The sequence below is a fragment of the Burkholderia sp. MSMB1072 genome, assembly GCF_001524725.1.
Lineage (GTDB): Bacteria > Pseudomonadota > Gammaproteobacteria > Burkholderiales > Burkholderiaceae > Burkholderia.
Window position 1 is genome coordinate 387,054 of the sequence record NZ_LOYC01000030.1, and the last position, 19,877, is coordinate 406,930.

23 protein-coding genes, 1 tRNA gene and 1 riboswitch are annotated in these 19,877 nt (G+C 63.5%); of the genes, 18 read left to right on the top strand and 6 right to left on the bottom strand.

What is annotated here, in order from left to right; all coding sequences use genetic code 11:
- Nucleotides 1-278 precede the first annotated feature (278 nt).
- Nucleotides 279-1,082: an EAL domain-containing protein gene (locus WS89_RS15145; protein WP_034206532.1), complete on the top strand. Its 804-nt coding sequence runs from the start codon at nt 279-281 to the stop codon at nt 1,080-1,082.
- A 190-nt stretch (nt 1,083-1,272) separates the two neighbouring features.
- Here WS89_RS15145 and WS89_RS15150 read toward each other — a convergent pair whose 3' ends face one another.
- Complete coding sequence (locus WS89_RS15150; protein WP_059501082.1) at nt 1,273-1,683, bottom strand: GFA family protein; 411 nt, start codon at nt 1,681-1,683, stop codon at nt 1,273-1,275.
- A gap of 179 nt (nt 1,684-1,862) precedes the next feature.
- On the bottom strand, nt 1,863-2,654 hold the full coding sequence (locus tag WS89_RS15155; protein ID WP_059501081.1) for an IclR family transcriptional regulator: 792 nt from the start codon (nt 2,652-2,654) through the stop codon (nt 1,863-1,865).
- Nucleotides 2,655-2,915: 261 nt separating this feature from the next.
- Between WS89_RS15155 and WS89_RS15160 the strand changes: the two genes are divergently transcribed.
- Nucleotides 2,916-4,103 (top strand): acyl-CoA dehydrogenase, encoded by a 1,188-nt coding sequence (locus WS89_RS15160; RefSeq protein WP_059791728.1) that lies wholly within the window; start codon nt 2,916-2,918, stop codon nt 4,101-4,103.
- Nucleotides 4,104-4,229: 126 nt separating this feature from the next.
- Here WS89_RS15160 and WS89_RS15165 read toward each other — a convergent pair whose 3' ends face one another.
- Nucleotides 4,230-4,868: a peroxiredoxin gene (locus WS89_RS15165; RefSeq protein ID WP_006476788.1), complete on the bottom strand. Its 639-nt coding sequence runs from the start codon at nt 4,866-4,868 to the stop codon at nt 4,230-4,232.
- A gap of 317 nt (nt 4,869-5,185) precedes the next feature.
- Here WS89_RS15165 and WS89_RS15170 point away from each other — a divergent pair, with 317 nt between their 5' ends.
- The 3 genes from WS89_RS15170 (at nt 5,186) to WS89_RS15180 (ending at nt 6,484) form a co-directional block, all read left to right on the top strand.
- Nucleotides 5,186-5,488 carry a DUF883 family protein gene (locus WS89_RS15170; protein ID WP_006494044.1) on the top strand — a complete coding sequence of 101 codons (303 nt, stop codon included), beginning with the start codon at nt 5,186-5,188 and terminating at the stop codon, nt 5,486-5,488.
- A gap of 119 nt (nt 5,489-5,607) precedes the next feature.
- Nucleotides 5,608-5,997, top strand: coding sequence for a phage holin family protein (locus WS89_RS15175; protein WP_059501079.1), 390 nt, complete (start codon nt 5,608-5,610; stop codon nt 5,995-5,997).
- A 43-nt stretch (nt 5,998-6,040) separates the two neighbouring features.
- Complete coding sequence (locus WS89_RS15180; RefSeq protein WP_059791730.1) at nt 6,041-6,484, top strand: DUF3318 domain-containing protein; 444 nt, start codon at nt 6,041-6,043, stop codon at nt 6,482-6,484.
- 555 nt (nt 6,485-7,039) lie between these two features.
- Here WS89_RS15180 and nrdR read toward each other — a convergent pair.
- Nucleotides 7,040-7,519: a transcriptional regulator NrdR gene (gene nrdR, locus WS89_RS15185; protein WP_050011738.1), complete on the bottom strand. Its 480-nt coding sequence runs from the start codon at nt 7,517-7,519 to the stop codon at nt 7,040-7,042.
- A gap of 6 nt (nt 7,520-7,525) precedes the next feature.
- Nucleotides 7,526-8,773, bottom strand: a complete 1,248-nt coding sequence (gene glyA, locus WS89_RS15190; RefSeq protein WP_059791732.1) for a serine hydroxymethyltransferase — start codon at nt 8,771-8,773, stop codon at nt 7,526-7,528.
- Nucleotides 8,774-8,910: 137 nt separating this feature from the next.
- Nucleotides 8,911-9,011, bottom strand: a riboswitch (ZMP/ZTP riboswitch).
- Between the two features lie 180 nt (nt 9,012-9,191).
- Between glyA and WS89_RS15195 the strand changes: the two genes are divergently transcribed.
- From WS89_RS15195 to WS89_RS33785, 12 genes are all read left to right on the top strand, one after another.
- Nucleotides 9,192-9,938 carry an SDR family NAD(P)-dependent oxidoreductase gene (locus WS89_RS15195; RefSeq protein ID WP_059501073.1) on the top strand — a complete coding sequence of 249 codons (747 nt, stop codon included), beginning with the start codon at nt 9,192-9,194 and terminating at the stop codon, nt 9,936-9,938.
- A 106-nt stretch (nt 9,939-10,044) separates the two neighbouring features.
- Nucleotides 10,045-10,533 carry a tol-pal system-associated acyl-CoA thioesterase gene (gene ybgC / locus WS89_RS15200; protein WP_059779331.1) on the top strand — a complete coding sequence of 163 codons (489 nt, stop codon included), beginning with the start codon at nt 10,045-10,047 and terminating at the stop codon, nt 10,531-10,533.
- Nucleotides 10,534-10,677: 144 nt separating this feature from the next.
- Entirely contained in the window at nt 10,678-11,355 is a 678-nt protein-coding gene (tolQ, locus tag WS89_RS15205; RefSeq protein ID WP_027783647.1) for a protein TolQ, read from the top strand.
- A gap of 10 nt (nt 11,356-11,365) precedes the next feature.
- Nucleotides 11,366-11,815: a protein TolR gene (gene tolR, locus WS89_RS15210; RefSeq protein ID WP_006484943.1), complete on the top strand. Its 450-nt coding sequence runs from the start codon at nt 11,366-11,368 to the stop codon at nt 11,813-11,815.
- Nucleotides 11,812-12,864, top strand: a complete 1,053-nt coding sequence (gene tolA, locus WS89_RS15215) for a cell envelope integrity protein TolA (protein WP_059791734.1) — start codon at nt 11,812-11,814, stop codon at nt 12,862-12,864. Before tolR ends, tolA begins: the two co-directional genes overlap by 4 nt.
- 109 nt (nt 12,865-12,973) lie before the next feature.
- Complete coding sequence (tolB, locus tag WS89_RS15220) at nt 12,974-14,269, top strand: Tol-Pal system beta propeller repeat protein TolB (protein ID WP_034206517.1); 1,296 nt, start codon at nt 12,974-12,976, stop codon at nt 14,267-14,269.
- 17 nt (nt 14,270-14,286) lie between these two features.
- Nucleotides 14,287-14,799, top strand: a complete 513-nt coding sequence (gene pal / locus WS89_RS15225) for a peptidoglycan-associated lipoprotein Pal (RefSeq protein ID WP_006484980.1) — start codon at nt 14,287-14,289, stop codon at nt 14,797-14,799.
- A gap of 19 nt (nt 14,800-14,818) precedes the next feature.
- A complete protein-coding gene (gene ybgF, locus WS89_RS15230; RefSeq protein WP_011544679.1) occupies nt 14,819-15,568 on the top strand; it encodes a tol-pal system protein YbgF in 750 nt (249 codons plus the stop codon).
- 108 nt (nt 15,569-15,676) lie between these two features.
- Nucleotides 15,677-15,753: transfer RNA gene (locus tag WS89_RS15235), tRNA-Lys, on the top strand.
- 697 nt (nt 15,754-16,450) lie between these two features.
- On the top strand, nt 16,451-16,786 hold the full coding sequence (locus WS89_RS32450) for a hypothetical protein (protein WP_179949863.1): 336 nt from the start codon (nt 16,451-16,453) through the stop codon (nt 16,784-16,786).
- 57 nt (nt 16,787-16,843) lie between these two features.
- On the top strand, nt 16,844-17,305 hold the full coding sequence (locus WS89_RS15240; protein ID WP_059791735.1) for a hypothetical protein: 462 nt from the start codon (nt 16,844-16,846) through the stop codon (nt 17,303-17,305).
- A gap of 46 nt (nt 17,306-17,351) precedes the next feature.
- The gene (locus WS89_RS33785) at nt 17,352-17,654 is read left to right on the top strand and encodes a hypothetical protein (protein WP_156440552.1); all 303 of its coding nucleotides are present in this window, start codon (nt 17,352-17,354) and stop codon (nt 17,652-17,654) included.
- 364 nt (nt 17,655-18,018) lie between these two features.
- On the opposite strand, the gene WS89_RS15250 is transcribed toward WS89_RS33785, so the two are convergent.
- Nucleotides 18,019-18,222 (bottom strand): hypothetical protein, encoded by a 204-nt coding sequence (locus WS89_RS15250; protein ID WP_059791739.1) that lies wholly within the window; start codon nt 18,220-18,222, stop codon nt 18,019-18,021.
- Nucleotides 18,223-18,816: 594 nt separating this feature from the next.
- On the opposite strand from WS89_RS15250, the gene WS89_RS32460 reads away from it, so the two are divergent.
- Nucleotides 18,817-19,857, top strand: a complete 1,041-nt coding sequence (locus WS89_RS32460) for a relaxase/mobilization nuclease domain-containing protein (RefSeq protein WP_082741869.1) — start codon at nt 18,817-18,819, stop codon at nt 19,855-19,857.
- The last annotated feature ends 20 nt before the right edge of the window (nt 19,858-19,877 follow it).

Below are 19,877 nucleotides of genomic sequence, written 5' to 3' on the forward strand. Positions count from 1 at the left end.
CTGTCCTGTCAACCGCCACGTCTCGCTCCTTGCTTCCTGTTGATTCGTGAACGGCGCCGTTTCGCGGCGCCCGCGTGCCGCATTGCTTGATCGGCGGCACATTCTGGATTTACGAATAGTAAAACCAATTACGAATAGTGAAATCAACGTAAACCCTAGGCATCGACGCGGGGACGGGATAACCATATGAGCGAAACGCCAAGCCGAGCGCGGCGCGCACTGCTAATATCAAGTCAACGAGGCGGCCCTTTCGGCCGCCATTTTTCCTTCTCACGCCGATGATTCCGCCTACCATCCCCGAGCTGGTCGCCCGTGCCGGGCAACTGCCGTATCTGCGGGAACACCTCGCGCTTGCCGAGGGCGGCACCGCGTGCGCGAATCTGCCCGAGCGCACGCTCGCCAGCGCGTACGAGCCGATCTACGACGTGACGATGCCCGGCTCGCCGCAATCGACGTCGTTCGCCGACGCGATCGAGCGCTACGGCGACGAGCTCGGCTTCCAGGCCGTCACGCTCGTCACGGGCGCGCAGCACGATCCGGTCGACGCGGCCGTCGACGACCAGACACTGGTCGCGATCGACCGCCTGTCGCGCGCGCTGCACGCGATCAATTTCTTCGGGGCGCAGCGTCACGGGCTGCTGTTCCTGCGCGTGCACGAGCGGCTGCTCAAGAGCGTGAAATACGACCACGGCAAGCATTTCTCGTCGGTGCTGCAGCGCTTCGGGCTGCCGCCCGAGCGGATCGTGATCGAGCTGCCGGCGGTCGCGGTCGCCCACAAGACGTTCCTCGGCTACCTGACGCGCAGCTACCAGCATCACGGGTTCAAGGTCGCGGACAAGCTGCCGGACCCGGGCCGCATCCTCGCGGTCGAATCGGACATGGCGCGCCCCGACTACATCAAGATGGATGCGGGCATCGCGTTGCGCGACGGGATGGTCAAGGCGCTCGTCGCCTACGCACAGCGCGTGCGCATTCCGCTCATCTTCGACGGCGTCGTCGACGAGACGCAGTGCGAGCTGCTGCGCCAGCACGACGTGCGGTTCATGCAGGGGCCGGTGTTCGCGAAGGTCGTGACGGCCTGAGGGATCGGCGGGGAAGGCGCGCGGGAGCGGCGCGCCGGACGGCGGACTCCGGTGTCGTGCCGCTGCGCGGATCGGGTTTCGGCACGCAGCGTGGCGCGACGCCGGTCGGTTCCTGGTTCGTTCATGCAGCGAAGCCGGACGCGCTTGCGCGCGCTCGACGCCGGCGCAGCGACCGACGCCGATGTGGCGCCTATTCTGGTCCGCCGTCGGCGTACTTCGGTAGATCGTCGTCGATCTCGATGCCGGGGAAACGATCCCCATACCAGACATGCCACGCCGGACGCAGCCGCGACGGTTCGTCGAGCGTCGCGGAATTGATCTCGACCGTCTGCGGCGCGTCGGAGCGCCGGTATTCGAGCTGCGCGCCGCAACGGCCGCAGAAGCGCCGCTCGCCCCACGCGCTCGATGCATAGACGGTCGGTTCGCCCTGCAAGTATTCGAATGCGCCGATCGGCACCGATGCCGACGCAACGACCGCCGCCCCGGTCGTGCGCTGGCAGAGCCGGCAGTGGCAGAAGCCCGCATCGGCGGGAACGTCGGCGATACGGTAGCGGATCGCGCCGCACGCGCATCCGCCTTCCATCGGTTCGGAGTGCGCCATTGCAAACCTCGTCGTCGGGAAGCACGCGAACGATGATGAGCGCGGTTCTCCCGTCGCGCAATACGCAACGGCGCCGCGCCGCCTCCGCGCCCCACGCTTTACGCCCTACGCCCTACGCCCTACGCCGACCCAACGCGAACCAACCGGTTGCCGCGCGACGGCAACGCCCGCGCGCTTGCTCAGACCGTCTGCCCGAGCCGCTGCGCGAGCGCCTTCAGTCGCGGTCCGACCTGCGTGCGAAACACGTCCTCGTCCATCGACGACGCGGGGCCGCTGCAGCTCAGGATCAGCCAGCGCCCCTCGCGCGGCTCGCGAAACGGCACGGCCGCCGCGTTCACGTCCATGTGCCACGCGCGGAACGAATAACAGCAACCGCCCGTCGAGAACTCGGCCACCGCCCGCTGCGCGGCCTCGACGAGCGCATCGGCGTCGGCCGCGCCGCCGGCCGCGCGGTGCAGTTCGGCATAGAGCGCACGGCGCGCGTCCTCCGGCTGCACGGCCAGGTACGCGCGCCCCATCGAGCTCGTCAGCATCGACAGCCGCGAACCGGGCGCGAGCCCGAGCGTCAACGCGGTCTCGCTGCGGATCGTCTCCAGGTAGATCATGTCGAGCCCGTCGCGGCAGCCGAGCGACACGGCCGCGCCGATCTCGCGCGCCAGCGCCTGCATGTGCGGCCGCGCGAGATCGATCGTCCCCGAGCCCGACAGCAGCGCGTAGCCGAGCGACAGCACGCCGGCGTCCAGCGCATACTTTCCGAGCGTCTCGTCGTAGCGCAGATAGCCGAGCACCGTCAGCGTATAGGCGAGCCGGTTCACCGTCGCCTTCGGCAGGCCCGTGCGTTCCGCGAAATCGCGATTGCCCAGCATCGTCTCGCCGGGCCGGAAGGCGCGTAGCAGGTCGAGCCCGCGCGCGAGCGCGACGACGAACTTGCGCTCGTCGATCGGGGTGTCGTCGATGGTTGAAAGTGTCATCCGGTGCTACACTGGGTTCGGTTTGCAAAACATTGTTCCGCACAGCGGAACGCAAGTCAAGCGAACTTCACGCATCAGCCCGGAGCAAGCGCCGAAGCACTCTCTGCCCGACCGAAAAAGCACGGGTGTGGAGTCTCGCCGAGGCATCCGCTCCGACCGACCGCAAAGATGGGGCCGAGTAAGCACCACTCGGCCCGACCGCGAAGCATGGGGCCCGAGTAAGCGCTGAAGCGCCAACTCCGGCCGACAGGAGATGAGACGATGAGTGCTGCAACTTTTCATTGGGACGATCCGCTGCTGCTCGACCAGCAACTGACCGAAGAAGAGCGAATGGTCCGCGATGCCGCGCAGGCGTACGCACAGGACAAGCTCGCGCCGCGCGTCACCGAAGCGTTCCGCCACGAACGCACCGACGCGGCCATCTTTCGCGAGATGGGCGAAGTCGGCCTGCTCGGCCCGACGATTCCCGAGGAATACGGCGGCCCCGGCCTCAACTATGTGAGCTACGGATTGATCGCGCGCGAAGTCGAGCGCGTCGATTCGGGCTACCGGTCGATGATGTCCGTGCAGTCGTCGCTCGTGATGGTGCCGATCCACGAATTCGGCTCCGACGCGCAGAAGCAGAAATACCTGCCGAAGCTCGCGACCGGCGAATGGATCGGCTGCTTCGGCCTGACCGAGCCGAACCACGGCTCCGATCCGGGCAGCATGGTCACGCGCGCGAAGAAGGTGCCGGGCGGCTACTCGCTGTCCGGCGCGAAGATGTGGATCACCAACTCGCCGATCGCCGACGTGTTCGTCGTGTGGGCGAAGCTGGAAGAAAACGGCAAGGACACGATCCGCGGCTTCATCCTCGAGAAGGGCTGGAAGGGCCTGTCGGCGCCCGCGATCCACGGCAAGGTCGGGCTGCGCGCATCGATCACCGGCGAGATCGTCCTCGACGAAGTGTTCGTACCCGAAGAGAACCTGATGCCGAACGTGAGCGGCCTGCGCGGCCCGTTCACCTGCCTGAACTCGGCGCGCTACGGGATCGCGTGGGGCGCGCTGGGCGCTGCCGAGTCATGCTGGCACACCGCGCGCCAGTACGTGCTCGACCGCCGGCAGTTCGGCCGGCCGCTCGCCGCGAACCAGTTGATTCAGAAGAAGCTCGCCGACATGCAGACCGAAATCACGCTCGGCCTGCAAGGCGTGCTGCGCCTCGGCCGGATGAAGGACGAAGGCACGGCCGCCGTCGAGATCACGTCGATCATGAAGCGCAATTCGTGCGGCAAGGCGCTCGACATCGCCCGTCTCGCGCGCGACATGCTCGGCGGCAACGGCATCTCCGACGAATTCGGCGTCGCGCGCCACCTCGTGAACCTCGAAGTGGTCAACACGTACGAAGGCACGCACGACATCCACGCGCTGATCCTCGGCCGCGCGCAGACGGGTATCCAGGCATTCTTCTGACGATCCGGCCATGACGCACGCGGCAGCGATGCCGCGCACGCGCCCGCCGCCAAGCAAGCGGCCCGCCCGGCATCGCTGCCGGGCGGGCCTCTCGTCATCGGAGCCGCGGCTGCGGGCCGCCGATGCTTACTTGTTCGGCTGCGGCGTCAGGCGCAGATACGGACGCACTGCGTTGAAGCCCTTCGGGAAGCGCTTCTTCAGCTCTTCCGGATCCTGCAGCGACGGCACGATCACGACGTCGTCGCCGTCCTTCCAGTTGCCGGGCGTTGCGACCTTGTAATTGTCGGTCAGTTGCAACGAATCGATCACGCGCAGCACTTCGTCGAAGTTGCGCCCCGTGCTGGCCGGATAGGTGATCGTGAGCCGTACCTTCTTGTTCGGGTCGATCACGAACAGCGAACGCACCGTCAGCGTTTCGTTCGCGTTCGGGTGAATCATGTCGTACAGCTGCGATACCTTGCGGTCCGCGTCGGCGATGATCGGGAAACCCACGACCGTCGACTGCGTTTCGTTGATGTCGTTGATCCAGCCCTTGTGCGATTCGACGCCGTCGACCGACAGCGCGATCACCTTCACGTTGCGTTTCTCGAATTCGCCCTTCAGCTTCGAGGTCAGCCCGAGTTCGGTCGTGCACACCGGCGTGTAGTCGGCCGGATGGGAGAACAGGACACCCCAGCTGTTGCCGAGCCACTCGTGAAACTTGATGGTGCCCAGGCTCGATTCCTGCTCGAAATCCGGTGCGATGTCGCCAAGACGCAGACTCATGATGTTCCCTCCTCGAACGATGCTGGTTGAAACCGCGCGCCGGACAGCGCGGGGCAGTCCATCAGCTTACGGGAAGCAATGGGCCGTGCGAACGATTATTCCGTTTGATATTCATACTTTTTTGTCATTTTTACCCGGCGTCGCGGCAGTGCGGAGGGCTGCGAGGGAAACTTTTCAATCCTTTGCCGCTCTGTTCATGATTACAAGTCGTTTACCATGCAGTCTTGCGCTGCCGCCGTGTGTCTTCCCGGCTCGCCAGCAGGCAGGGGTTTCGCTACGATGTGAACCTGCAGCATGACAGCACGAAGGGAGTTGCAATGTCGGAAATCAACAAGGAGAAACTGATGTCGGATATCAAAACCGTTCTCTCGGACGCCGAAGACCTGCTCAAGCAAGCGGCGAGCAGCACGGGCGACCGTGCGGCCGAGCTGCGCGAGAAGGCCATGTCTCGCCTGAAGCAGGCCAAGGAAAAGGCGGCCGACGTCCAGGTCGTGGTGGTCGAGAAAGGCAAGAAGGCCGCGCGCGCGACCGACGACTACGTGCACGAGCATCCGTGGACGTCGATCGGCGTGGCCGCCGGCGTCGGCGTGCTGATCGGCCTGCTGATCAATCGCAAGTAACGCGCTTGGCGCCGTTTCGTCCCGCAGGCCGCGTCGCGCGGCCCGCGGGCGTCGAAGCCAGCCGGCTGCGCCGGCCGGCTTTGTCCTAGCTGCTCACTGCACGCGCAAGCACCTCATCCATGACGACAGACACCCCCTCGCAGCCGTCCGGTCAAGGACCGCTGCGCCGCCTCGTCGGCTCCGCCATCGGCCTTCTGCAGACGCGCCTCGAACTGGTGGGCATCGAGCTCGCCGAGGAGAAGGAGCGCCTGATGGGCGTGCTGTTCCTCGGACTCGCCGCGATGATGCTCGCGACGATGGCGCTCATCAGCCTGACCGTGCTGGTCGCGATCGCGTTCTGGGATACCTACCGCTGGCAGGCACTCGCCGCGATCACCGCGCTGTATGCCGTTGGCGGCATCGTGTGCGCGCTGAAGGCCCGCTCGGGCCTGCGCGACGCGCCGACCGTATTCGAGGCGACGCTCGCCGAACTCGAGAAAGACCGCGACCTGTTCCGCGGCAAGTCGTGAACGCCCTCGCGCTCATCCCTCCCACCTACCTCGCCGACGCGCCATGAGCCAGAACATCACGGGCAATTCATCCCGCTCCCATTCGTCGCGATCGAACTGGAGCGCATCGCAGCACCGCGCGCTCCGCAAGGAATTGCTGATCCTGCGATCCGAAGTCGAGCGGCTCGAACTCGCGGAAGCCGCCGCCGAAATGCGTCAGGCCGTCACGCGCTTCAGCTGGCTCAAGGTGTTCATCCCCGGCCTGTCCTCCCACAAGTTCGGCCAGTCCGCCAAGAACCTGAACGCAAGCCTCGGCCAGCTCGTCAACCAGTATCCGATGCTGAGCTCGCTCGCGTCGCTCGTGCTGGCAAAGCCCATTCGCTCCTTGCTGCGCGCGAGTGCAGGCCCCGCGTTGAAGTGGGGCACGCTCGGCTTCGCCGCATGGGAGGTCTACCGGATTTGGAAACAGTCCCGCGACGAGCGCGGGCTCGACGCACACGACGACTGACCGTCGGCATCCCCGCGCGCACGGCCACGGCCGCTGCGCGCCTTCCTTGCGAACTCAGCGCCCGCCCCAGCAGATAGCGCCCGGTTCGTCGGCGCCATCGTTTCTTGCATTGCCTTTCGTCCCGTCCGAGCGCAGCGTGAACGTGCCGCATGCAACGTCATGCATCGGACCGGTGTCAGGCGGCATCGCTGCCTATTCATAGCTCACCGGCGAATCGTCGCCGCCGGCCGCCCGAACGTTATTCAATACACGGCATGCCAGTCCGGCGGCGCCTGCGCGAGCATGCCGCGGGGGGAACCGTCGGCTATGGTGGGCGACATAGCGACCATCAGCTCGACGAACAGGAATCCGCCCAGTCGTTGCACGACATTCTTCAGGGGTTAAGCGTCCCGTTCCATCGCAATCGTCCTCCGCCGCGGTGATGCGACGACTGTAGCGGCGCGTGCAAGCACGCACCATTTGCCGAACAGCCGACCGACTGGCGACATGCGATCGCGACCGACACAATCGGCGCGAATTGAACCAACGGAGCAGACGATGAACGAACGCAGCGCGTCAGCGCTTACGTGGGGTCTTGGCAGGAGAGGCGCGACGGAACTCTTCGATCACGTCGGCAAATTCGGAAACGTCCTCGAACTGGCGATACACCGATGCGAAGCGCACATAGGCGATCGTATCGAGGCCGCGCAACTCGTTCATCACGAGTTCGCCCAGCTTCTCGCTACGCACTTCGCGCTCGCCAGTCGCGAGCAGTTGATATTCGATACGGGCGACCGCCGCGTCGATCGCGTCGGCGGCAACCGGCCGCTTTCGCAGCGCGAGTTGCATGCTGGCGACGATCTTGCGACGGTCGAACTCCGTGCGGCTGCCGTCCTTCTTCACGACGAACGGCAGGGACAACTCGACCCGCTCGTACGTCGTGAAACGCTTGTCGCAAGCCGAGCAGCGACGGCGCCGCCGAATCGCGGCGCCATCTTCGGACACGCGCGAGTCAACGACCTGCGTGTCGTCATGCCGGCAGAACGGGCAGCGCATCGGCGATCAGCGGTAGACCGGGAAACGCTTGGTCAGCTCGGCGACCTGCGCGCGTACGCGCTCGATCGTCGCTGCGTCTTCCGGGTTCTCCAGCACGTCGGCAATCAGGTTGCCCACCTGCTCGGCTTGCGCCGGCCCGAAGCCACGCGTCGTCATCGCCGGCGAACCGAGACGGATGCCGCTCGTCACGAACGGCTTTTCCGGGTCGTTCGGGATCGCGTTCTTGTTCACCGTGATGTGCGCCGCGCCGAGCGCCGCTTCCGCTGCCTTGCCCGTGATGTTCTTCGCGCGCAGGTCGACCAGCATCACGTGGCTTTCCGTACGGCCCGATACGATGCGCAGGCCGCGCTTCACCAGCGTTTCGGCCAGTACGCGCGCGTTCTCGACGACCTTCTGCTGATATTCCTTGAACTCCGGCGACAGCGCTTCCTTGAACGCCACGGCCTTTGCCGCGATCACATGCATCAGCGGGCCGCCCTGGATCCCCGGGAAGATCGCCGAGTTGATCGGCTTCTCGTACTCGGCCTTCATCAGGATCACGCCGCCGCGCGGGCCGCGCAGGCTCTTGTGCGTCGTCGTCGTCACGAAATCCGCGTGCGGCACCGGGTTCGGGTACACGCCCGCCGCGATCAGGCCTGCGTAGTGCGCCATGTCGACCATCAGGTACGCACCCACCGACTTCGCGATCTTCGCCAGACGCTCGAAATCGATCTTCAGCGCAAATGCCGACGCGCCCGCGACGATCAGCTTCGGCTTGTGTTCCTGCGCGAGCTGCTCGGCCGCTTCATAGTCGATGTCTTCGTTTTCGTTCAGGCCGTAGCTCACCACGTTGAACCACTTGCCCGACATGTTCACCGGCGAGCCGTGCGTCAGGTGGCCGCCATGCGCGAGGCTCATGCCCATGATCGTGTCGCCCGGCTTGAGCATCGCGAAGAACACGCCCTGGTTCGCCTGCGAACCGGAGTTCGGCTGCACGTTCGCCGCTTCCGCGCCGAACAGTTGCTTCACACGGTCGATCGCCAGCTGCTCGACCACGTCGACGTACTCGCAGCCGCCGTAGTAGCGCTTGCCCGGATACCCTTCCGCGTACTTGTTCGTGAGCTGCGAGCCTTGCGCGGCCATCACGGCCGGGCTCGTGTAGTTTTCCGACGCGATCAGCTCGATGTGATCTTCCTGGCGGCGGTTTTCCTGCTCGATCGCTGCAAAGATTTCGGGATCGACGTTCGCGATGGTGCTTTGGGCTCTGTCAAACATACGGTTTCCGTTAAGTGTGTACAGGTTGACCGGAGTGGCCAAGTACGGTGCGCTGCTGGCGAGACCAGCTCGACGTGGCGGAAGAATCCGTATGACGCGAGGCAGGACAGCCACCGGCGATGCACGCGACGGCGCACAACGGCTGCCCAGGCGAACGGCAAAAACAGCGCCCCGCGCTTCACGGTGGGATGCTCCACCTTGAACCCGAAGGGTTCTATCGCCAGTCACGCAGGGGTGATGAGCGCATTAGTGTATTGGATGCGTCATGAATAGGCAACCGCACGGCGGGGCGCCCGAATCAATTGGGGCCAGGTTTTACGCGCCCGTGCCGAAACGCTTCGTCGCCTTGCCGCGGTGCGGCATTCTCAGTAGGCTTGCGGGATTCCACCCGCTATCACGTCACCGACCAGGAGCAGCAATGATCGTGTTCGTCACAGGCGCGTCCGCCGGTTTCGGCGCCGCCATCTCCCGTGCCTTCGTCAAGGGAGGCCACCGCGTGGTCGCGACCGCGCGCCGCAAGGATCGTCTCGATGCGCTCGCCGCCGAGCTCGGCGACGCCCTTCTGCCGCTCGAGCTCGACGTGCGCGACCGCGCGGCCGTCGAAGCCGTGCCGGCCGCCCTTCCCGCCGAATTCGCGGCGCTCGACGTGCTCGTGAACAACGCCGGCCTCGCGCTTGGCGTCGAGCCTGCCCATAAGGCCAGCCTCGACGAATGGCAGACCATGATCGACACGAACTGCTCGGGCCTCGTGACCGTCACGCATGCGCTGCTGCCCGGCATGATCGAGCGCGGCCGTGGCCATATCTTCAATCTCGGCTCGGTTGCCGGCACCTATCCGTATCCGGGCGGGAACGTATACGGCGCAACCAAGGCTTTTGTCCGACAATTCAGCCTGAACCTGCGCGCCGATCTGATCGGCACGCCGTTGCGCGTGACCGACATCGAGCCGGGCCTGTGCGGCGGCACGGAATTCTCGAACGTCCGCTTCCGCGGCGACGACGCGAAGGCGGCGAACGTGTACCAGAACGTCCAGCCGCTCACGGCCGAGGACATCGCCGACACGATCTACTGGATCGCGACGCGCCCGGCGCACGTGAACATCAATACGATCGAGATGATGCCGGTCGCGCAGGCGCCGGCCGGCCTCGCGATCCATCGCGGCTGACGCATCGCGCACCGCCGCGGCGGCCTCCGGCCGGCCCGCGGCGTGCCGCGTCGTACTACATTCCGTTACGAAACCGTTACGAATCCGGTTCCTGCGTTCCGGTAGAATGCGCGCCATGACTCAGCCCACCCGCTCCCCGGAAGCGCCGTCCGGCTTTACCTGGCCGGTACGCGTGTACTACGAGGATACCGATGCAGGCGGCATCGTCTTCTATGCCAACTACCTGAAGTTCTTCGAGCGCGCCCGCACCGAGTGGCTTCGCGCATGCGGCGTCGACCAGCGCCGGCTCGCCGACGATACCGGCGCGATCTTCATCGTGCGCAGCACGTCGCTCGACTACCGCGCGCCGGCGCGACTCGACGACACGCTGACGATCACGAGCCGGCCCGGACGCATCGGCCGCGCGTCGGTGGAATTCACGCAGGAAGCTTGGTGTGGCGACACGCTGCTCGTGGCCGGGCACATCCGCCTCGGCTGCGTCGACCGTCACGGCATCCGGCCCGCGGCCATCCCGCCGGCCGTGCTCGACGCGCTGCAACGCGGGCCCGTCATCGACGACGCCGGGCAGCCTGACCTGTCAACGAAGCTCGCATGAGCGCCGTTTAGACACAGCCTATGAACTTGCCGTTCTGATTCGATACTAAGCAAGGTTCGGCGTCAGGCATGGCCGGCGCGCCGCGCCGCACGCACACCGGACGCCCTTGCCGGGCACTCCCGAAGGGACGTTACTCAAACCTCTATGAATACTGCTCAAGACCTGTCGATCATTTCCCTCGTCCTCAATGCGAGCGTGCTGGCCCAGGCCGTGATGGGACTGCTGCTGCTGCTGTCGCTGATGTCGTGGACCTTCATCTTCCGCAAGTGGTTTGCGATCCGTCGCGCGCGCGCGCAAACCGAACGCTTCGAGAAGGATTTCTGGTCGGGCGGCGACCTGCAGGCGCTGTACCAAAGCGCAGCCAACAACCGCCACACGATCGGCGCACTCGAGCGGATCTTCGAATCGGGGATGCGCGAATTCCTCAAGGCGAAGGAAAAACGCCTCAGCGATCCGGGCCTCGTGCTCGACGGTGCGCGCCGCGCGATGCGTGCGTCGTTCCAGCGTGAAATGGACGTGCTCGAAGCCAACCTCGCGTTCCTCGCGTCGGTCGGCTCGGTCAGCCCGTACATCGGTCTGTTCGGCACGGTCTGGGGGATCATGAACTCGTTCCGCGGCCTCGCGAACGTGCAGCAGGCCACGCTCGCGAACGTCGCGCCCGGTATCGCCGAAGCGCTCGTCGCCACCGCGATCGGCCTGTTCGCCGCGATTCCGGCGGTGGTCGCGTACAACCGCTACGCGCACGACATCGACCGCCTCGCGATCCGCTTCGAGACCTTCATCGAAGAGTTCTCGAACATCCTGCAGCGTCAGGCCCAGTAAGGAGCGCGCCATGGCAGGAAGCCCCATCCGATCCAGCATGCGCGGCGGCCGCTCGCGCCGCGCGATGGCCGACATCAACGTCGTGCCGTACATCGACGTGATGCTGGTGCTGCTCGTGATCTTCATGGTCACCGCACCGCTCGTCGCGCCGTCGATCATCAACCTGCCGACCGTCGGCAACGCCGCGCCGCAGGAGCAGACGCCGCCCGTCGTCGTCAACATCAAGGCCGACCGCACGATGAGCGTCAAGTACAAGGGCGACTCGGGCGCGACCCAGGAAGACACGATGACGAAGGCCGAGCTCGACAGCTTCATCTCGGCCCGGCAGGCCGATCACCCTGACCAGCCAGTCGTGATCGCAGCCGACAAGACCGTGCAGTACGATGCCGTCATGACCGTGATGTCCGATCTGAAGGCGCGCGGCGTCAAGCGCGTCGGCCTCCTCGTCAAATCGCAATGAACCGGCAGCAATCCACGCGCAGATCCGCATACCCGCTCCAGCCTCCCCGCGAGCGTGGGACGTGGCGCGCGTTCGCGCTCGCCGCGCTGATGCACGTGCTGCTCGCGCTGTTCCTCTATCACGGCGTGCAGTGGCAGAACAGCACGCCGGCCGGCGCCGAAGCCGAGCTGTGGACCGAAGTGCCCGACGTCCCCGCGCCGCGGCCCGTCGTCACGCCCACGCCGCCCGCGAAGGTCGCGCCCCCTCCCCCGGTGCGCGACGAACAGGCCGACATCGCGCTGCAGCAGAAGAAGCGTCAGCAGGAAGCGGCCGCGCGCGAAGCGCAGCTCGAGCAGCAACGCCGCGCGCAGCAACTGAAGGCCCAGCAGGAAGAAGAAGCGCGCCGCGCACAGCTCGCCGCGCAACAGGCCGCCGCGCTCGCCGCCCAGAAAGCCGCGGAACGCGACAAACAGAAGCAGGCCGAGAAACTCAAGCAACAGCAGCTCGCCGAGCAGCAGAAGCTCGAACAGCAGAAACTCCAGCAGCAAAAGCAGGCTCAGCTCGAAGCGCAGCAGGCGGCGAAGGCGAAGGCCGACGCAGCCGCGAAGGCAAAGGCGGAAGCGCAGGCCAAGGCGAAGGCCGAAGCCGCGGCGCGTGCGAAGGCCAATGCGGCGGCGAACGCGAAGCTCGACCGCGAGCGCAGTGCGCGCCTCGCGCAGCTGCAGGGGCTGTCCGGCGCCGGCGAAGGCGGCGGCGAAGGCCTCGCGAAAAGCGGCACGGGCACGGGCTCCGGCGGCAATGCCGCCACGCCCGGCTATGCCGACAAGGTGCGCCGCCGCGTCAAGCCGAACATTGTTTGGGGCGGCGAGCGGGCAGGCCTGACCACCGTCGTCAAGATTCGGTGCACGCCGTCCGGTGACGTATTGAGCGCATCGGTCTCCCGCTCGAGCGGGAATTCGGGGTGGGATCAAGCCGTGGTCAATGCGATCCACGCATCGGTCCCGTTGCCGCCCGATTCTAACGGTCGTACCCCGTCTGACATTACGATCACCTTCAAGGCGGCGGAGTGAAACGAAATGCGCTTACACTCCGGGCGTCGCTGTCAGATGGGAACGAATCGGGTATTTTTACTGTCTCTGCCGTTGCGCAGCGATCCAAGCCATACGGGAAGCAAGAAGCATGAGTTTGATGACAAAGCTAGGTTTCAGGGCACTCGTGGCCTCGTGTCTGATTACGGCCGGCAGCGCCGCTAACGCCCAGGTCAACGTGCTGATCACCGGTGTCGGGTCGACCCAGTTCCCCATCGCCACCGCGAACTTCACGAACGAGGCGAACCTGCCGCAGCAGGTCACGTCGATCGTGCGCGCCGACCTCGCCCGCAGCGGCAAATTCACCAACATCGACGCCGGCAGCACGCCCGTGCCCGAGACCGCATCGGTCGATCTCGGCGCATGGAAGGCCAAGGGCGCGAATGCGTTCGTGGCCGGCAGCGTGAACCGCGATGCAAACGGCCAGTACAAGGTCAACTTCATCCTGTACGACACCGTGAAGCAGCAAAGCCTCGGCGGCCTGTCGCTGACGGCCACCGACACCACGCTGCGCACGGCCGGCCACAAGATCGCCGACTACATCTACCAGAAGCTGCTCGGCGTGCGCGGCGTCTTCGCCACGCGCCTGTCGTACGTGATCAAGACCGGCAACCGCTACCAGCTGCAGATTTCGGATTCGGACGGCCAGAACGCGCGCATCGCGCTGTCGAGCACCGAACCGATCATCTCGCCGGCCTGGTCGCCGAGCGGCACGAAGGTCGCGTACGTGTCGTTCGAGCGCAAGAAGCCGATCGTCTACATCCATGACCTCCCGACCGGCAAGCGTTACATGGTCTCCGATCAGAAGGGCAACAACAGCGCACCGGCGTGGTCGCCGGACAGCAACACGCTCGCAGTCGCACTGTCGCTGACGGGCAATACGCAAATCTACACGGTCAACGCGAACGGCGGCGGCCTGCGCCGTCTCACACAGAGCAGCTCGATCGATACCGAACCGTTCTACTCGCCGGACGGCCGCTGGATCTACTTCACGAGCGACCGTGGCGGTGCGCCGCAAATCTACCGGATGCCCGCACAGGGTGAAAGCGCCGGCGCCGCACAGCGCGTGACCTTCACCGGCAGCTACAACACGAGCCCGCGCGTGAGTCCGGACGGCAAGCTGCTCGCATACATCTCCCGCACGGGTGGGGGCTTCAAGCTGTACGTTCAGGATCTGCAGACCGGCGCGGCGAACGCCATCACGAATACCAATCGCGACGAATCGCCGAGCTTCGCGGCAAACGGCCAGTACCTTCTGTACGCGACCCAGTCGGGTGGTCGCAATGTTCTGGCTGCAGTGCCCTCCGACGGCAGCGCGCCGCCGCAGATCCTGTCCGTCCAGGGCGGCTCCGTTCGCGAGCCGTCGTGGGGGCCCTTCATGCAATGACCACAAGGAGAGTAACCATGATGTCGAATAAAGCTCGTCTGGCCCTGGCCGTGATGATGATCAGCGCGCTCGCAGCGTGCAAGTCGGGCGTGAAGCTCGACGACAAGGCAAACAACGCGGGCGCAGTCAGCACGCAGCCGAGCGCCGACAACGTCGCGCAAGTGAACGTCGATCCGCTGAACGACCCGAACAGCCCGCTCGCGAAGCGCAGCATCTACTTCGACTTCGACAGCTATTCGGTGAAGGACGAGTACCAGCCGCTGATGCAGCAGCACGCGCAGTACCTGAAGAGCCACCCGCAACGCCACGTGCTGATCCAGGGCAACACCGACGAACGCGGCACGAGCGAGTACAACCTCGCGCTGGGCCAGAAGCGTGCGGAAGCCGTCCGCCGTGCGATGGCCCTGCTCGGCGTGAACGATTCGCAAATGGAGGCCGTGAGCCTCGGCAAGGAAAAGCCGCAGGCAACGGGTCACGACGAAGCATCGTGGGCGCAGAACCGTCGCGCCGACCTCGTCTACCAACAGTAAGTAACGGAAGAATCGCCGTATGACGCACCGTTTAACCTGGCTGCGCGTTGCCGCAGCATTCTGCGTCGCGGGCGCGGCGTGGTCGGCCGCGCCGGCGCACGCCGGCATGTTCGACGACAACGAAGCGCGCCGTGCCGTACTCGATCTGCGCAGCAAGAGCGACAACTTGTCGAGCCAGTTGTCGGCCGCCCAGCGTACGATCCTCGATCAATCCGGCCGTATCGACCAGCTGAATCAGCAGGTCGCGACGCTGCGCGGCGAGAACGAGGATCTGACGAACCGGCTGACGACGCTCGAGCGGCAGCAGAAGGAGTACTACCAGGATCTCGACACGCGGCTGAAGAAGTTCGAGCCGCAGCAGGCGACGATCGATGGTGTCGAAGGCACCGTGCAGCCGGGTGAAACGGATGCGCTCAGCGCGGCGCAGCAGCAGTTCCGCAACGGCAACTTCAAGGCGGCGGCGGCTTCGTTCCGCGCGTTCATCGCGAAGTATCCGCAGAGCCCCTATCAGCCGACCGCGCAGTACTGGTACGGCAACGCGCAATACGCGCTGCGCGACTACCGCGGTTCGACCGCGACGTGGCAGGGGATCGTCAGCAAGTTCCCGCAGCACCCGCGCGCGGCCGACGCCCTCGTGGCGATCGGCACGAACCAGCTCGAGCAAGGCCAGAAGGCGGCCGCGAAGAAGACGTTCGAGCAGGTCGTGTCGCAGTACGCCGGATCGAACGCGGCGCAGACGGCGCAGGGCAAGCTCGAAACGATCAAATAATTATCGTGACGGGTTGTTGACAGCCCTGCAACCCGTCGCTATAATCTTTTGCTCTTTAGGTCGTTGCCCAAGTTGCTGAAGCAACGAACCGACAGGTTTCAAGAACGTGGGGTGGTAACTCAGTTGGTTAGAGTATCTGACTTTTAATCAGAGAGTCGAGGGTTCGAGTCCCTCCCACCCTACCAACTATCTTCGATAGTGCAAACAAGCCTCCCTCGCGGAGGCTTTTTTGCGTCTGTTGTGTCGATGTTGAACCCCCCCCCCTCAACTGCCGACCGACAGGCCGACGAAGTCGCGTCCGTAAGCGTCGCGAGTACCGAGAGACAGCCCGGTGCAGCACCCGCAGCGTGCAATCGGCCGTCACTTCCTTGCCTCCAAGGGCCGCGCTACACAAACACAAAGCGACTCATCGCCCCTACTGAGGCGAGGATTCGGCAAATGCCTCAACGAGCGCTAATAGTGCCTCTCGTTTGCGCACATTAAGCGATCGAAACCCTGCAACTACTCGTTGCTCCTCATCATTCTCGAGGGACGTTCCTACCTGCCCTGTGAGCAGATAGTGAATGTCCACTCCTGCTGCGGCAATCGCAATCAAATAGTCCGAGTTAGGACGCCTCAAGCCCTTCTCGTACTGATATTGCGCGCGTTGTTTAACGGCCCCGAGAGCTGCGAACTCTGTTTGGTTGAGGCCCAATCGTGAACGCTCATGCCTCAGTCTCTCCCCAAATACGTCCATTCGAGGTAATTTCCTTCTTGACACAGGATCAATTGATCCTATAATTGGCGATACACAAGTCCGAATGAGTCATCATGGCAGCGCCCGAGGTCACCCCGTACGTCGGGCGGACAACAAGGGCGCCCCCCCCTTCACGGAGAACCACCATGTCGACGACTTACGAAATTTGCGGTGCATTGCCCGTTCTCGATCATTTTCGCCCTAGCCACGCGCAGCAATTCGTTGACAGGATCGGATTCGCCGCACGCGTCTACTTCGCCACGGATGCAGTCACGCATACGCTCATGCTCCGTATCAGCGGAGCACTCACGGATGCAGAGATGAAATCGATCGAAACCGCGCTAACCGGATTTTCCCAGAAATGGGCGCGAGGTGGAGCCTTCTTCCGTCGAACCCGCTATGGTGAATCGACATTCGTCCCTATCGGCATAGCGTTGCATGTCGGCTCATCGTGTCCCACCTCGGACAGCGTATGGAATTGATGTTGTTGCCCCACTTCAGCGGAAAAGCGAAAGCAATCGATCTGCTCAGGAGCCACCATGGAAGAGCCCGCAATCTATACGTTGTCTGGAGCGATTTCAGTCCAAGAGGACATCGAGAACGAACAACTTGATCGGGTTTCGCGCCATCTGTGCGGCATCGCGACCGTGCACCTCCACCATGATCCGATCGCAAACACGGTATCTTTGCGCATATCCGGCACGCTCATGCGTGATGATAAGCGCTATATCGAACAGCGCATCGAGCGATTCGCCGAGGAAAACGCCCGTGTCGCTGCGATTCTTCTAAGTGAGTGGAATGGCGTTACGAGCGAACTCGTCGTGGGAATGAACTGGGACGCCCAATGCCTCATTCACTTGGGAGCAGTACAAGAGCAACTGGCAAAGCTGTCGACTCGGTACTTCGACTTCATTCTCCGTCTTGAGCCGCCAAGCTCTCCGGCACACGGCGAACCGCTTATGTGCGTCTCAATTGAATCATCGGACACGCAACAGTCCTGACTCAGTCCACGGCAACCCGTCGAATGTGCGCGCGCAGCAGAAGCTCATGAATGACAACTTCAAACTCAGCACGCGCCCTCTTCCAGAGGGAGCAGCTACGCCCGGTCCTTTTGAAACCAGAGTGAGTCCAAGGGTCGCCGAACCCGCCTCGGTGACCAAATGTGCACGACTGCCCGCCGTGATACTCAATTGCTTTCATGAAAGCGATTTGCTCGACTTCATCGAACAAGCAGCCGATGTCGATCACGCTGAGCCAACTACGGAAGCATTAGTGCAGCGGCAGTCCAACGGAACGTTACCAAGCCACACCCCAGCACTGAAGTGTGCAGGCCGAACTATCCGCGGATAACCCAAGCGAAACGCATTGGCGTGGATCGGATGACATCGTCGATGCACCATCGATCCATATCATGACGCCTTGTCGATACAGAGCTGCTTGCGCGTCGCTGCAATTGTCCCTAGTGAGAAATGTCACTGTATCGCGCGACAAGCCCGCCCATACAGGTGGTCATCCAGAAAACCGTCCTTGCCTGAAAGTCGCTGATGGGGCAATTGCATTTCTCCGATGCGGCGCACCTCACGCGAGTCGCGGAACAATGTTGCACGCCTCCTACGGGCGGACTGCATCCGGCAGCATCGGTGCAGATGGAACTTCTGCGGCTTGCAAGTCGGTCAGCACGACAGCAATGCTCGCATGAGGAACCCTCCTGACTTTAGTAGTTGTCGCCTTCGCGATACTTGCTTAGATTAAAAGTCAACATCTCGGACCCGAACCGCTCGCCGCAGATAGCACCATTGATCTGCGGCAGCTCTGGGCTGTCTTTTCCGATTTTGAATCGCAGCGCGTCTTTATTGCAGCCAATCGAACGATCGAGCCGTTCGAGAAGCAATTGCCAAGACATCACCTTCGTTGCCATCTCGCAGCGAAGCGCATGAACTTACGGATGTCGGAGGACCATCGATGACTACGAGCGTACGACACAAGGCTGGTACACCTGGTCGGTCTCGACTAAGCGTGGAATTGGGAACGCTAAAATCCCGATGGGCAACATGGTGTGCGCAACGTGGTGTGACGCCGAGTGAGGAATTGAGGCGAATCATTACCGAAACAGTTGGTGTTGCAGAAACTCAACCCCGGGCGCCGCAGACGCTACCTGCTCGCAATGGGCCGTGCGCACGCGTCTCGATCGGACTTACCAACGCCGAACTGGAACGCGTTAGGGGGATAGCTTACGTTCGCGGTTTCACGCCGAACCGTTGGATCGTCGCCTTGGTTCGGGCGAAGCTTACCGGCGAACCGCAACTTAGCAGCAGAGAGATGGTGCTTGTTGCGGAGTCAAATAAGCAGCTCGCAATAATCCGAACGCTGCTCGGCGAATGTGCAAGAGAAGCAGCCACGAACGATTGCAATAAGTCGTTTAACTGGGAGCAAGTCCGCACCACAATAGAGGCACATTTGCGTACCACAGCGACGCTTTTGCGAAGCAATCTAGATCGCTGGAGTCGTTAAAATGCCGTTCCCAAAGACCTATGTTGATGCACTCTTGGTGAACTGGGGAGATCGGCTATTCCCCAGTGCACTTCGCCACGCCCGTGGCCTGCATCTGCCCCACTGGGCCTTACAGCAGGACGCGCTACATTTGCGCGAAAGGATCGCCCGAACGCTTCGAAGGGCGCCCGAAGTAATGGTGAAGATATCGAACAGAGCAACGGGCACGCAGGGAATGAAGGCGGTTCGGCGCCATCTGCGATACATTTCGCGACATGGTAGCGTTGATCTGGAGGATCAAGACGGACGCATGATCTCCGGAGAAATGGCATTGCAGGATCTTTTCGAGCAGTGGCACTGGGGCAGTTGGGGCATTCCAAATGAAAGCAAACGCAGGGAAACCCTCAATGTGGTGCTCTCGATGCCGCCTGGTACCGATAGCGAGGTCGTATGGGATGCAGCAAGGATGTTCGCCCAGGAAACATTTGGTGATGGACGACCATATGTATTCGCACTGCACAATGACGAAGCGCATCCCCATGTACATTTATGCGTCCATGCGCGTGGCCCCGACGGCCGTCGGCTCAATCCCCGAAAGCAGGATTTGCATCGTTGGCGAGAAGCATTCGCGCAGCAATTGCAGGCACGCGGCGTCGACGCGAACGCTACTTCTAGAACAGTACGCGGGCAAATACAGTACTTTCCTAAACAAGCGGCGCTCCGGGTGGCGTTACGAGGCGGTCACCCTTTCAATGGCACGCATGCCATCGACATCGAGACCCGATGTGCAATGTCGGGCGCCCACATGGAGACGCTAGGCAACTGGTATAAAGTCGCGCGCACCTTGGCTCATTCCGATTCCCCCGAAGACCGCGAAATGGCGATGAACATCGCAGACTTTGCTCGGCGAATGCCAGTCCGGACCCTAAACCCAGAGGCGCCACAGTCGCCTCGGGCTGTCACGCAGGGGTTTCGCGATTCGTATTACATGCAACGTACGCCATATGCGGACGAGCCGCGCCCTGAAAATAGTTGCGAGCCATCGATAGAGATAGGTCGCTAATTAGCGAGGCCGTCGGCATC